The organism is Peptoniphilus sp. HMSC062D09 (genome assembly GCF_001811425.1).
Lineage (GTDB): Bacteria > Bacillota > Clostridia > Tissierellales > Peptoniphilaceae > Peptoniphilus_A.
Window position 1 is genome coordinate 21,135 of the sequence record NZ_KV804728.1, and the last position, 13,228, is coordinate 34,362.

Genomic DNA, 13,228 nt, shown 5'->3' on the forward strand with positions numbered 1-13,228 from the left:
AATGGCATATGTACCAATACCAAAAGATTTGGACAAGATTAAAACAAAGGTTGCCTTTAACTTAACTAAAAGGCAACTTATAGGTTTTTCTGTGGCAGGACTAATTGGCATACCAACCTATTTATTTATGAAGAAATATCTACCTAATGATGTTTCAATCATTGTAATGCTAATAGTAACCCTGCCAATCTTTTTTATAACCTTATATGAAAAAGATACCTTAACTTTTGAAAAATATTTTAAATTTTTCTATCTTCATAAGTTTTATCAACCAACTAAGAGAATAAGAAAGGAGGCATACCTTGAAGCAAAGAAAAAAGCAAATCAGCGACTTAAATCTAAGGGAAAAACAATTAAAAAAAGACCGAAAGGAAGTAAGAAAGCTAAAAACAAAGAAAGATCCAACAAATAGTCTTCTAAGTGTAATTTTAAATAAACAGAAAAAGAGATTTACTGTTGAAGATACTATTCCCTATATAAGAATGTTACCAGAGGGCATTTGCCAGTTAGATGAAAAAAATTATTCAAAGACAATTTCATTTCAAGATATAAATTACCAGTTGGCATTGGAAGAAGATAGAGATTTAATATTTAGCCAATTTGCCAACTTTTTAAATTCTTTTGATCCAAGTGTCCACATTGAACTTTCGTATGTAAATCAATTAGGAAGAAATAAAGACCTACAAGACGCAATTAAAATTGCTGATAAGGGAGACTTCTATGACGATGTAAGAAAAGAGTTTAGGGAGATGTTAAAGCTTCAACTTGCAAAGGGGAATAACGGACTTAAAAAGATGAAGTATATAACCTTTACAACAGAAGCCGATAACCTAGAGCAAGCAAGGGCAAAGTTAAATAGACTTGAAGTAGATATTTTATCTAACTTTAAATCTATGGGAGTAAGAGCAGAGAGTCTTGATGGCGAAGAAAGGTTAAGGCTTGTTCACGATATGTTAAATCCAGATAAGAGCTTTGATTTTTCATATAAAGATTTGAAGAAGAAAGAGTCTACAAAATCACATATAACTCCCAATATCTTTAATTTTGCACCAGCAAACAATTTTAAATTTGGGAAATTCATTGGGGCGACAAGTCATTTTCAAATACTTGCAAGTGAGTTATCAGACAGAATGTTATCTGAGTTTTTAGATATTGATGACAATATTTATGTAGCTTTTCATATAGATGTAGTTGAACAAGCAGAAGCTATTAAACTCATTAAGAGAAAGAACACAGACCTGGACAGAATGAAAATTGAAGAACAAAAGAAAGCAGTTCGTGCTGGATATGATATGGATATTATCCCTTCAGATATAAATACTTTTGGAGCTGATGTTAAGTCCATGTTATCTGACTTACAAAATAGAGATGAAAGGCTCTTTGTAGTATCCATAGTAATGATGAATTTTGCTAGGACTAATCAAAAATTAGAAAACACTATTGCTCAAATCTCATCAATTGCTAACAGACATAATTGTCAGGTAAAAAGATTATCTCACCAACAAGAGCAAGGACTTGTTTCTGTCTTACCTTTAGGAGTTAATCAAGTCGAGATAAAAAGATTTTTAACTTCATCATCAACAGCAGTCTTTATGCCTTTTACAACAGAAGAGCTATTTATTGATTCGGCAAATTCTTTGTACTATGGCTTAAACGCCCTTAGCCAAAACTTGATTATGGCAGATAGGAAGAAACTAAAGAACCCTAACGGATTAATATTGGGAACACCAGGTTCTGGTAAATCTTTCTCAGCAAAGAGAGAGATGGCAAATGCAATTCTTGTAACAGACGATGATGTAATTATTTGTGATCCAGAAGGCGAGTATTCAAACCTTGTAAAACAATTTAATGGAGAAGTTATTAAAGTTTCGGCAAAGTCAAAGGACTATCTAAATCCACTAGATATAAATATGAACTATGGAGATGGGGACGCACCTTTAAAGGATAAGGCAAACTTCATAATGTCTATGCTTGAACTTGTAGTAGGAGGATCTGGTCTTACTGCTGCAGAAAAATCTGTTATAGATAGGTGTTTACCAAAGATATATCAAAAATATTTTGAAGACCCAAAACCAGAAAATATGCCTATATTAGGAGATTTATATGATATGCTCCTATCTCAAGAAGAGGGAGTTGGTAGAAAACTAGCAACAGAAATGGAAATTTATGTTAAGGGAAGTCTTAATGTCTTTAACAATAGGTCAAATGTTGACCTAAATAGGCAACTGCTCTGTTTTGATATAAAAGAGTTAGGAACACAACTTAAAAAAATAGGTATGCTTGTAATTCAAGACCAGGTTTGGAACAAGGTTTCGCTAAATAGAGGAAGCAAATCTACCAGATACTATATAGATGAGTTCCACCTTTTATTAAAAGATCCACAAACTGCTTCATATTCAGTAGAAATCTGGAAAAGATTTAGAAAATGGGGCGGAATTCCAACAGGTATAACTCAAAACGTAAAAGACCTTTTAACAAGTCAGGAAATTGAAAATATATTTGATAATACAGACTTTGTTCTAATGTTAAATCAAGCATCTGGAGATAGGGATATTCTTGCTAAGAAATTAAAAATATCGCCTTATCAGTTAAACTATATTACTAATTCAAATGCAGGTGAGGGACTATTATTCTTCGGAAATACTATTGTTCCATTTATAGATAAGTTTCCTAAAGACACCATGCTATATAAGCTAATGACAACAAAACCAGAAGAAACTAAGTAGGTGTGATATGGATAAAAAACTGAAAAAAGATTTTCAAAAGAAAATTATACGAAATAGGGACGCTCCTGAAAAGAATGTAGATAGTAAACTTGTTCATTCAGATGATTATACCAATAAGATAATTAAGACTAAGGATAGGTTCGGAGATAAAATTTCAGAAAAAGAATCTAAACTTATTCATGAGAATGTATTAGCTAAAGATCAAAAACAAGATAAACTAAAAGATTTTCAGAAGGCTAAAAACAAGGAAAGAATTAGAAAAGAAGTTTTAGATAATAAGGATAAGGCTGGAGAAACAAAACAAGCTAATCTTGAAATAAGGGCAGATGAAAGCTTCAAACTTGATGAAGATTTAGATGTAGACCTTAAAAAGGTGAACTTTGATAGTGAAAACAGTAGAAATATTAATTCTAATAAACTAACAACAGATGATATTTCAGCTAAGGCTCAACCAATAAGCAATAAGAAGGCATCAAGTAAAAGACAAGTTCTTAAAAATTATGAGGATAAACTTATCCATAGTAAGGATAAATTCCAAGACAAAATCAACGAGAAAGAGTCTAAGCGAATCTACACAAGTGAAAATAAACCTATCGAAGCAAGTAAAAGCAAGAGAATATATAGAGAAGATAAGCTTGTTAAAAACGAAATAAGTAAGAACGATAGTAATAATATCATCGATAAAAAGCAAAAGCAGAAACTTTATCAAGAAAAGAAGTTTAGAGATAAGGAAAAAATTTCTAAAGAAATAGATAAAGAAAATAAGCTAAGCGAAGTTGATACAGATAAGACTTTTGATAATCCTGAGTTTAAAGACAATAATCCTGAATTTATAAAAGATGAAAATGAAACAAGCCTTAAACCTTCAGAACAAAAGAAAGCTAATAAAAAGAAGACTTACTACAAGAGAAAAAATTATAAAAGTGATAAATTCACTCGAAAGAAAATCGATGACTTAAAAAATGACTCTAAGAAAGGTACACCGAAAGATTCTAAGAAAGCACAAGATGTTAAAGATTTTATCTCAGACAAAAAGATTGGAGAGCTTGAAAAGTCTAAAAGTAAGCTAAAGGATAATATCTTAAAGAATAAAACTAAAGGAAGTCTATCTTCTGGGGTTTTATTATCTGGAGCTAAGTCATCAGAGTTAGTGAGAGATTATTTAAATTCAGGGTCTGATAATACTGGTGTAGAATCTGGAGAAAAGGTCGCTAATGTAAGCTCTAAACTTCAGCATGGAATAAGGAAGTATAAGCTAGACAAAAAGAAAAAGTCCTTAAAAAAGCTATCTAAACTTGATAAAAAAATAAGAAAGAGAAAAAGCAAGTTGGAGTTTAAAAGTCGCTTGGAAGATTTAAAAAAGTCAGATGCCTATATAAAGAAAAATAGATTTAAGAAGTTTTACCAGAGAAAACAAATGAAGAGCATGATAGCTAAAAAGCACGAAACAAGACTTGTAGATAGAGTTAAAAAAGCTATTTTAAGTTTAGGTAAGGCTTCTAAAGAGCTAATCGTAAGAAAAAGTAAGATGGTTCTATTTGTGGTAATAGGATTAGGTCTTATGCTATCAATCATGATTGGTGTTGGAAGTGTTGGTATGAGTGGACTAAGTAACTCAGTAAACTCAGTAATGACAACAACATACCTATCACAAGATACAGTTCTAAGTGAAGTTAATCAAGAATTTTCATCAATGGAATATGACCTACAATCACAAATAGAAAGTGTAAAAACAAGTCATCCTGGATATGACGAATATATCATAAACAAAGAAGGAGAAATTGGTCATAATACCCATGAACTTTTATCCTATATAACTTCAAGATGTGGGGAAGTAAAATCAGCACATGAAGCAAAAGGCATTTTAAAAGAACTTTTCGATAAGATGTATAAGCTTGACTTTAAGGAAGAAATTGAAATTAGAACAAGAACAGTAGCAAGAACTAGATATGATAGTCGTGGCAATCCTTATACTAGCTATGAAAAAGAAGAGTACGAATATAAAAAGTTAATTGTAACTTTAAAGAAAAAAGAAATGGATGAAGTTGTTAGGGAAATATTTAAAGATTATCCAGACAATGTAGTTCATTATGAAGCTCTTCTTGAAGCTAAGGGGAATATGGGTGATGTTTTTGGATCAGGTAATGGGGACTTAGGAGAAATAGTAGATAATCCAAACTTTGGAAATCCTGGTCTTGCTTTTGATTCAGCTACTGCCAAAGCCTTATTTAATGAAGCAGAAAAACATATAGGCAAAAGATATGTGTTTGGAGCAAGTGGACCATCTAACTTTGACTGCTCAGGATTTGTATGTTGGTCATTTACAAAGTCTGGTGTAAAGAGTATGCCAAGAACAACTGCATGGAGAATATACAAAGACTATTGTAATCCAGTAAGTCCAAGTGAAGCTCAACCTGGAGATATTATATTTTTCCACTCAACATATAACAGTGGAACTCCAATATCTCACGTAGGAATATACGCAGGTAACGGAATGATGATTCACGCAGGAGATCCAATTCAATACACATCAATAAATTCAAAATATTGGAAATCACACTTTTATGGTTTTGGAAGACCAAGATAGAAGGGAGATATTATGTGAACAGAAAACTTATAAGTATTAGAAACAAAAAGAAAAAAATAGAAGAGAAATTAAAAGATTTAAATGCAAAATACAAGGAAATTTGCGATGAAGAAATACAAGTTGAAAATGAAGAAATAATTGTAACTCTTAGGAGGAACAATATTAGCTTGGAAGAATTAATGGAGAAAATCAATGATAGAAAAAGAGAAGAAAAATTAAAAGAAAAGGAGAACATTCATAATGAAGAAATTTAATACGAACAGACTAAGAGCCTTTTTTATGGCTCTTTTATTAGTTTTAACATCAACCTCAACTACTAATGTACTAGCTAAAGCTGATGATACAGATGGTAGTAAAAAAGTTATAGAAAGTTCAATAAGTAAAATTAGTGATTTAGAAAATCAGATCAAAGACTTAAATGATAAGAAACAAGAAGACCAATCAAAGATAGATGATTTAAAAGAAAAGTTAGAAACTTTCAAAGATAATGGAGAGAAACTAAAACAAGAAAAAGCTAAGATAGAAGAAGAGATTAGAGATAAAGATAATAAGATTGCTCAATTGAATAAAGAAATTGAGAATCTTAAAAACTCCAATAATGATGAACTAATAGCAGAAATTACTCAGCTTAAAGATGAATTAAAAAGATTGCAAGATGAAAATGCAAAACTAAAAGAAGATTATTCATCTACAAAATGGGAGTTAGAAGCTGAGAAAGAAAAGACCGATAAAAACGAAAATAAAATCAAAGAAATGCAAGAAAAACTCGAGTCTTTAGAAGAGGAACTTGCAAAGAAGACTAAAGAAATTGAGGATAAAGATAATAAAATTAAGGACTTAGAAAAAACTCTTGATGAAAAAGATACTAAGATAAAAGACTTAGAGTCTAAAAAGAAAGAAGCAGAAAATTCTAAGTCAGAATGTTGCAAGAAAATTGAAGAGCTTCAAAAGGCTATTGATAGTTTAAAAGAATCTTCTGAAAATACAAAAAAAGAATTAGAAGATAAGGTTAAAGGACTAGAAGAAAAACAAAAAGCTTCTGAAGAAGAAATTAAAAAGCTAAAAGAAGAATTAGATAAGAAAATTGAAGAAGCAAAGAAGTTAATCGAGGAAGCAAATAAAAAAGCAAAAGAAGAACTTGAAAAACAAGCTAAAGATGAAAAAGAAAAAAATCAAAACCAAGACTTATCTAAGAAATTAGATGAACTTCTAAAACTCCAAAAAGAAAACAAAGAGAAGAAAGAAGATAAGAGATCTCAAGATAAAAAGTGGGACGAACTTTTGAAAGCTGATGACAATAACATTCTAAATCAATTTGATCTTAACAAGATGAAAAAGCAAGAGGAACAACAAGGCAAAAAACAAGTTAAGGATGAAAAAGAATTTGCAGTTTTCCAAGTAGACAAAAACTTTTATAACATTATCAACAAAGATGGTAAGACAACAGTCTATATGGATGTAAAAACTTATGTGGATCAAGGAAGAACTATGATTCCAGTAAGATATATTGCTTATACTCTAGGTTTTAATGTTGAGTATGACAACTCTACTCGTGAAGCCATTTTCTCAAACAAAGAGAATAATATCTTAGCTAAAAAGACATTAAGACTAAATATTGATACTGGTGTTATGAAAGATTCAGATGGAAAGGTCTACAATTCAGATGTTAAGCCAGTGATTATAAATGGAAGAATTCATGCTTCAATTTCAAATATTGCTAAAGCTTTTGGAGCAAGTCATGGAGATATTAAAGATGGCAAAAACCAAACAATAGAATGGGACAATGCTAGAAAAGCAGTCTATGTATTTAAAAATGTAAAATAAGAAAGGATAGAAAAATGAATAAGAGTATTAAACGAGGAGTAGCCATAGCGTTACTCCTTTTTACATTTACAGTACCAGCAACTACATTTGCGATGACAAATGAAGGACAGATTGAAAGTCAAAACAAATCAATCTATGAACCACAAAAAGAAGAATTTGAAAAAATGTTGAAAGAAGATGTTTTTACACCATCAAAAGAAGAAATTCCTTATCAAGATGTTCCAAGAATACCAGGAAATACAAGTGAAGCAAATAAGCCTTCAAATAATCCTCCTAAGAAAACACCACTTGTAAAAGGTGGTAATACAAAGGCAGTAAATAATCTTGCGACTGGGGAAAATAAGGCAAGAGGTTCAGTAATTGAAAATGTCGATAGGAATGGAAAAGATATTACACCAAGTGGAGATACAGAAAAAGATAAAGAAAATCCAGTAGATGTAAGACAATTTTTAACATTTCAAACTAAAAGTGGAAAAACTATGCACCTAATAGTAGATCACTCATCAAATCAAGATAATGTAAGATTATTAACAGAAGTAGGAGAGCAAGACCTACTTAATATGATTGAATCAGAAGATAAAAATACTATAAAGGTTGAAGAGCCTAAGAAAGAAGAAGTAAAAAAAGAAGAACCTAAGACTGTTCCAGTAAAAGAAGAAAAGAAAAGTGGGATAGGTTCATTTCTAATTGTTGTACTTGTAATTGGAGGAGTTGTAGGAGCAGGATATTATTTTAAGGTAGTCAAAGCTAAAGAAGATAAAATGTTGGAAGACTTTGAAGAAGATGATGAGGATTATATTAGTGAGTCAGAAGATGAATCTGACAATGAAGAAAGTCATGAAGAATTTTTAGATGAAGATGATGAACTATTATAAGGATATGAAAATTTAATCTAAATTGAATATTTCTCCCGAATATGATACAATATTCGGGAGAAAGGTGGTGCAAAATGAATTCTTATTTAGATCAAATAAAAAATAGAATTAATGATTTTGATAGCAGGAAAGTTTTTATAAACAATGATTTTTTAGATATAGCAGGAAATGAAACTGTTCGTAGAACTTTAAATCAACTAGTTAGTGAAAATAAAATAACAAGAGTAATTAATGGATTCTATTATAATCCAAGATACAGTGAATTAATTGGAGAGTACGAAGCAGTATCAATTCACGAGTTGGCACTTGCTATAGCAAGAAAATACAATTGGAATATTGCACCATATAATAGCACAGCCTTAAACTTATTAGGACTTTCAACACAAGTTCCAACTCACTATAAATATATATCTAGTGGAAGATATAAGGAATATAAAATTGGGGATACGGTTTTAGAATTTAAAAAAGTAAATCCAGGAGAAATTGCTAATATGTCACTAAAGACTGCAACAGTTATTCAAGCAATTAAGTCTTTAGGTAAAGAAGATATAACCAGCGAAGTTATACAAAAGATAAGAGAAAACTTAAGTGAAAAAGAAAGAATAGACTTAATGAACGAGTCAAAATCAGTTCCATCATGGATATATGAAGTAATAAGAGAAATTTGTGAGGGTCAAAATGAATAAGTTTTATATAGAAAACAAAGAAGACTTAAGAGTTTTAATAGTAAATACAGCCAGAAAGAAAAATATATCTGAAGCAGTCATTGAAAAAGACTATTGGGTTACTTTTATCTTAGACTATCTATTTAATGAAAATAAATGGAAAGAATATTTAACCTTTAAGGGTGGCACATCACTTTCAAAATGTTTTGGACTCATTGAAAGATTTTCTGAAGATATAGATTTAATCTTAGATTGGAGAGTATTAGGCTATGAAGAAAAAGAACCATGGATTGAAAGGTCAAATACCAAGCAAGGTAAATTCAACAAAGCAGTTAAAGAAAAGACAGAAGAATTTTTAAGAGATGAATTTTTAAAAGTTTTAGAAGAAGATTTAAATGACATGGACTTTGAATTTTGGGTTGATAGTCTTCATCCACAAACAATTCTATGTAAATATCCTAAAATCTTTGAATCTAATTATTTAACACAAAATATAAGACTTGAAATAGGAAGCCTTGCAGCGTGGACACCTGCAATTGGAGTTAAAATTTCACCAATAATTAGTGAAGCATACCCAAATGTATTTAAAGAAAAAACTAATATAAGAACAGTCTCAGCAGAGAGAACTTTTTGGGAAAAGGCAACTATACTTCATCACGAAGCAAATAGACCAGAATCTTATCCTATGCCACATAGGTATGCAAGGCACTTTTATGACCTATATAAAATAGCAAATTCAGATTTTAAAAACAAAGCCTTAGAGGATAAAGAATTACTAAAGAAAGTGACTGAATTTAAAATGAAATTCTACCCTAGAAAGTGGGCAAGGTATGAAGATGCATTAAATGATAGATTGAAGTTAGTTCCAAGAGAGTTTCGATTTTCTGAAATAGAAAAAGATTATAAGGCTATGTCAGAAATGATTTATGGAGACTATCCAAACTTTGAAGAGATTATAAAAGTTCTTAAAGAACTAGAAAAAGAAATTAATAAGTAAGTAGAATTCTCCCAAAAATAATATGATATTCAGGAGAAATACTTTGAGCGAGAGAGAAATCTTTCGCTCTTTTTTTATTTATGGAGGTATTAATGAAGTTAGTAATAGCAGAAAAGCCAAGTGTAGCAGTTACAATTGCAAAAGTAATTGGAGCAAGAACAAGAAAAAACGGATATTATGAGGGGAATGGATACATTGTTTCTTGGTGTGTCGGTCATTTAATTCAAATGGCAAGTCCAGATAAGATAGACGAAAAATGGAAGAAATGGACAATAGACACTCTTCCTATAATTCCAGAAGAATATATTTATGAAGTATCTAAAAGTACTAAGAAACAATATGGAGTTTTAAAGAAACTTTTAAACGATAAGAACATCGACACAGTTATAAATGCTTGTGATGCTGGAAGAGAGGGAGAACTTATTTTTAGGCTTGTATATAATCAAGCTAAATGTAAGAAGAAGATTCAAAGACTTTGGATATCTTCAATGGAAAACAAAGCTATTGAAGATGGTTTTAGAAATCTTAAAGACGGAGAAAACTTTGAAGACTTATATAGATCTGCAAGTGCAAGAGCCATTGCAGATTGGCTGGTAGGAATGAATCTAAGTAGGCTTTATTCTTGCATTTACAAGGAAACATATTCAGTTGGTAGAGTACAAACACCAACTCTATATTTGATAGCTAAAAGAGATAGCGAAATAAACCTATTTAAGAAGCAAAAATATTATACAGTTGACCTATCTTATGAAGGATTAAAACTTGTATCAGATAGGATTGATAAAATTGAAGTTGCTGAACAACTATTAAATCTACTAGAAGATGAAATAGTTATTACAGAGGTAGAAGATAAAGAAATAAGCACAAAACCAGATAAACCTTATGATCTCACTACCTTACAAAGAGAAGCAAATAAATATTTTGGGTATTCAGCAAATGATACTTTAAATCTGGCACAAGGCTTGTATGAAAAGAAGCTAATCACATATCCAAGAACAGATAGTAGATATTTAACCGATGACATGGTTAATACTATGAAAGAATCATTAGAAGGACTTGAAGAAGATTTTAAAATCAATGAATCAAACTTTAAGTCTATTTTTAATTCATCTAAGGTTACAGACCACTATGCAATTATTCCTACTATATCAGGTATTGGAAAAGCCAAAGATTTATCTTATAAAGAATGCAAAATCTATAATCTAATTAAGGATAAATTATTTGCTTCATGTTCGGATAACTTAAAGGAATCAAGTAGAAAAATCAGATATGAATATGACAAGTTTAACTTTAATGCAAGTGGAAAGACTGTAATAGATGAAGGCTATACAAAATATCTAAAGACTTATGGAAAGGAAAGACAAGAAAATGAATTACCAGATGTAAATACTGGAGATAAAATTAAACTAACTTCTAAAAACATATCAGAGAAATTTACAAAAGCTCCAAGTCATTATAATGAAGATACACTTTTAAAGGCTATGGAGAGTGCAGGAGTAGAATCCTTGGATAAAGATATAGAAGTGGAGAGAAAAGGTTTAGGAACACCAGCCACAAGAGCAGGAATTATCGAAAATCTTATCCATAAGGATCTCATAAGAAGAGACAAGAAAAATTTACTAGTAACAGAAAAAGGCAATAGGCTTGTATCGATTGTAGAAGATAAGTTTAAATCAGCTGAAACAACATCTGAATGGGAAATGAAACTTGCAAAGATTAGCTCTGGTGAAGTAGATAAAGAAGACTTTTTAAGAGAGATCGAAGATAGTATAAGGGAGCTTGTAGATAGGTACAAGAATAATCTAAATGAATAAGGTGAAAATATTAGAGCTTTTCGGGGGCATAGGTGCTATTAGAAAGGCTTTTATTAATTTAAAGATACCTTATGAAGTTGTTGATTATGTAGAAATAGATAAGGCTTGTGTTAAATCATACAATGCACTTTATGGAGAAGATTATAAGTCAAAATCAGTAGTAGGATATAAAGGTCCTAATGAAAAGATAGACTTAATTATGCATGGAAGTCCTTGCCAAGACTTTTCAAGAATAGGAAAAAAGCTAGGAGGAGTAAAGAATTCAGGAACTAGATCAAGCTTACTATTTGAAACCATTAGAATAATTAAAGAAATGAAAGAAAAACCTAAATGGATAATTTGGGAAAATGTAAAGGGAGTCCTTGATAGAAATATGAGGGACTCCTTTTTTATTTATCTAAAAGAGTTAGAGAGCCTAGGATATGAAAGCAAGTATGAAATCTTAAATGCAATGGATTTTGGGATACCTCAAAAAAGAGAAAGGATATTTGTTGTTTCATGTCTTGGAGCAAATAACTTTTCTTTTAATAAATTGGAGAGGAAAGAAACAAGCCCACTAAGTGAATTTTTAGAAAAGGATGTAAGTGAACTTTATACAATAACCCAACCTTATATGCTGAAATTTTTAAATAAAGGCATAGATAATAGTTTTAAAGGGCGATTAAAAGTGATTAAAGCTTTTTCTTATACTATTTCTACAAAACAGATGAGAGTTCCTAATTCTGGAATAATTGATATTGGAAATAGTCAGTATAGGTATTTAACAGAAAGAGAATGTTTAAGACTCATGGGTTTTGATGACAGTGATATAGATAAATTAGAGGAAGTACATCCAAGAAGAAAAGATTGCACCTCAAGTAAACTATATAAGCAGGCCGGCAATTCTATTGTGGTCGATATTTTAATGGCTATTATAAAAGAAATTCATAGAATGGAGGTAGAAAATAATTAATTTAAAATGGGTATATATAATTAAATAAAAAATTAATGAGAGGTTTTATTTATGAGTAATGAAATTAATGAATATAATAATTTAAATCCACAGTATCTGTATTTAGAATTTGAAGTTAAATATAATGACAAATATAAATTTACATCAAAAAAATATTGGGATGATTTCAAAGCATGGTTTAAATCATATTACAAATCAGAATTATTTGTATTTTTTATAATTATTTTAATATCTACATCTTTATGTTCATTTATATATAAAGGCAACAATCTATATAAAATAATTTATGTTTTTTGGATGCCGACTTTCCTTATATGCTCTATAATAGATTATTATTTAGATTTCAAAATTGAAGAAAAAATAATTGCAAATAAGTCTGTAGATGAGATTTTCTTAAAAGAGAGAATAGAGATAAATAAGGATAATTTGGATAAATTAATAAAATCTAGTCAGGATGTGGGTAGTAGGGAGTCAAGAATTTTTATGGAATTAAGAAAAAGCAACTTATATTTAAATATAAAGTCTCTAATTATTGGATTTCTAGGAATAATCTTGGGGTATTTCTCTTCAATAATAACTAAAGGAAATATAGACAATTTTATGGAAAACATAGGATATGTATTTATCATATTTATTTTGACAATTTTATACTTGTTGTGTTTTTATATTTTGTATTATTCCATAATTAAAACCAGAAATAGAACAGTTGACTTATATATTCAAATATTAAAAGATAAAAAACTTACGTTAGATTTAAGGAAATAATCCAGTGAAATTTAGAGATAATA

11 protein-coding genes are annotated in these 13,228 nt (G+C 30.0%); all 11 read left to right on the forward strand.

The window, feature by feature from the left end; translation table 11 throughout:
• The first annotated feature begins 1 nt into the window (after nucleotide 1).
• The 11 genes from HMPREF2801_RS05925 to HMPREF2801_RS05975 all read left to right on the forward strand — a co-directional run bounded on the left by HMPREF2801_RS05925 (nucleotide 2) and on the right by HMPREF2801_RS05975 (nucleotide 13,205).
• On the forward strand, nucleotides 2–412 hold the full coding sequence (locus HMPREF2801_RS05925) for a PrgI family protein (protein ID WP_004827263.1): 411 nt from the start codon (nucleotides 2–4) through the stop codon (nucleotides 410–412).
• On the forward strand, nucleotides 324–2,726 hold the full coding sequence (locus HMPREF2801_RS05930; protein WP_371327451.1) for a VirB4-like conjugal transfer ATPase, CD1110 family: 2,403 nt from the start codon (nucleotides 324–326) through the stop codon (nucleotides 2,724–2,726). Before HMPREF2801_RS05925 ends, HMPREF2801_RS05930 begins: the two co-directional genes overlap by 89 nt.
• A gap of 7 nt (nucleotides 2,727–2,733) precedes the next feature.
• Nucleotides 2,734–5,313 (forward strand): C40 family peptidase, encoded by a 2,580-nt coding sequence (locus HMPREF2801_RS05935; protein WP_070611170.1) that lies wholly within the window; start codon nucleotides 2,734–2,736, stop codon nucleotides 5,311–5,313.
• Nucleotides 5,314–5,327: 14 nt separating this feature from the next.
• Nucleotides 5,328–5,567, forward strand: coding sequence for a hypothetical protein (locus HMPREF2801_RS05940; protein WP_001080402.1), 240 nt, complete (start codon nucleotides 5,328–5,330; stop codon nucleotides 5,565–5,567).
• On the forward strand, nucleotides 5,554–7,137 hold the full coding sequence (locus tag HMPREF2801_RS05945) for a stalk domain-containing protein (protein ID WP_070611171.1): 1,584 nt from the start codon (nucleotides 5,554–5,556) through the stop codon (nucleotides 7,135–7,137). The genes HMPREF2801_RS05940 and HMPREF2801_RS05945 overlap by 14 nt, the downstream gene beginning before the upstream one ends.
• A gap of 14 nt (nucleotides 7,138–7,151) precedes the next feature.
• Nucleotides 7,152–8,012, forward strand: coding sequence for a CD1107 family mobile element protein (locus HMPREF2801_RS05950; RefSeq protein ID WP_054253447.1), 861 nt, complete (start codon nucleotides 7,152–7,154; stop codon nucleotides 8,010–8,012).
• A gap of 74 nt (nucleotides 8,013–8,086) precedes the next feature.
• Nucleotides 8,087–8,698 carry a DUF6088 family protein gene (locus HMPREF2801_RS05955; RefSeq protein ID WP_070611172.1) on the forward strand — a complete coding sequence of 204 codons (612 nt, stop codon included), beginning with the start codon at nucleotides 8,087–8,089 and terminating at the stop codon, nucleotides 8,696–8,698.
• Entirely contained in the window at nucleotides 8,691–9,674 is a 984-nt protein-coding gene (locus HMPREF2801_RS05960; protein WP_070611173.1) for a nucleotidyl transferase AbiEii/AbiGii toxin family protein, read from the forward strand. Before HMPREF2801_RS05955 ends, HMPREF2801_RS05960 begins: the two co-directional genes overlap by 8 nt.
• A gap of 92 nt (nucleotides 9,675–9,766) precedes the next feature.
• Entirely contained in the window at nucleotides 9,767–11,488 is a 1,722-nt protein-coding gene (locus HMPREF2801_RS05965) for a DNA topoisomerase 3 (protein ID WP_070611174.1), read from the forward strand.
• Complete coding sequence (locus HMPREF2801_RS05970) at nucleotides 11,481–12,440, forward strand: DNA cytosine methyltransferase (RefSeq protein WP_070611175.1); 960 nt, start codon at nucleotides 11,481–11,483, stop codon at nucleotides 12,438–12,440. Before HMPREF2801_RS05965 ends, HMPREF2801_RS05970 begins: the two co-directional genes overlap by 8 nt.
• Nucleotides 12,441–12,491: 51 nt before the next feature.
• Nucleotides 12,492–13,205 (forward strand): hypothetical protein, encoded by a 714-nt coding sequence (locus HMPREF2801_RS05975; protein WP_070611176.1) that lies wholly within the window; start codon nucleotides 12,492–12,494, stop codon nucleotides 13,203–13,205.
• Nucleotides 13,206–13,228: the final 23 nt, after the last annotated feature.

Coding starts and splice junctions, on each gene's coding strand:
- HMPREF2801_RS05925 (WP_004827263.1), top strand. CDS start 2: ATGGCATATGTACCAATACCAAAAGATTTGGACAAGATTAAAACAAAG.
- HMPREF2801_RS05935 (WP_070611170.1), top strand. CDS start 2,734: ATGGATAAAAAACTGAAAAAAGATTTTCAAAAGAAAATTATACGAAAT.
- HMPREF2801_RS05945 (WP_070611171.1), top strand. CDS start 5,554: ATGAAGAAATTTAATACGAACAGACTAAGAGCCTTTTTTATGGCTCTT.
- HMPREF2801_RS05950 (WP_054253447.1), top strand. CDS start 7,152: ATGAATAAGAGTATTAAACGAGGAGTAGCCATAGCGTTACTCCTTTTT.
- HMPREF2801_RS05955 (WP_070611172.1), top strand. CDS start 8,087: ATGAATTCTTATTTAGATCAAATAAAAAATAGAATTAATGATTTTGAT.
- HMPREF2801_RS05960 (WP_070611173.1), top strand. CDS start 8,691: ATGAATAAGTTTTATATAGAAAACAAAGAAGACTTAAGAGTTTTAATA.
- HMPREF2801_RS05965 (WP_070611174.1), top strand. CDS start 9,767: ATGAAGTTAGTAATAGCAGAAAAGCCAAGTGTAGCAGTTACAATTGCA.
- HMPREF2801_RS05970 (WP_070611175.1), top strand. CDS start 11,481: ATGAATAAGGTGAAAATATTAGAGCTTTTCGGGGGCATAGGTGCTATT.
- HMPREF2801_RS05975 (WP_070611176.1), top strand. CDS start 12,492: ATGAGTAATGAAATTAATGAATATAATAATTTAAATCCACAGTATCTG.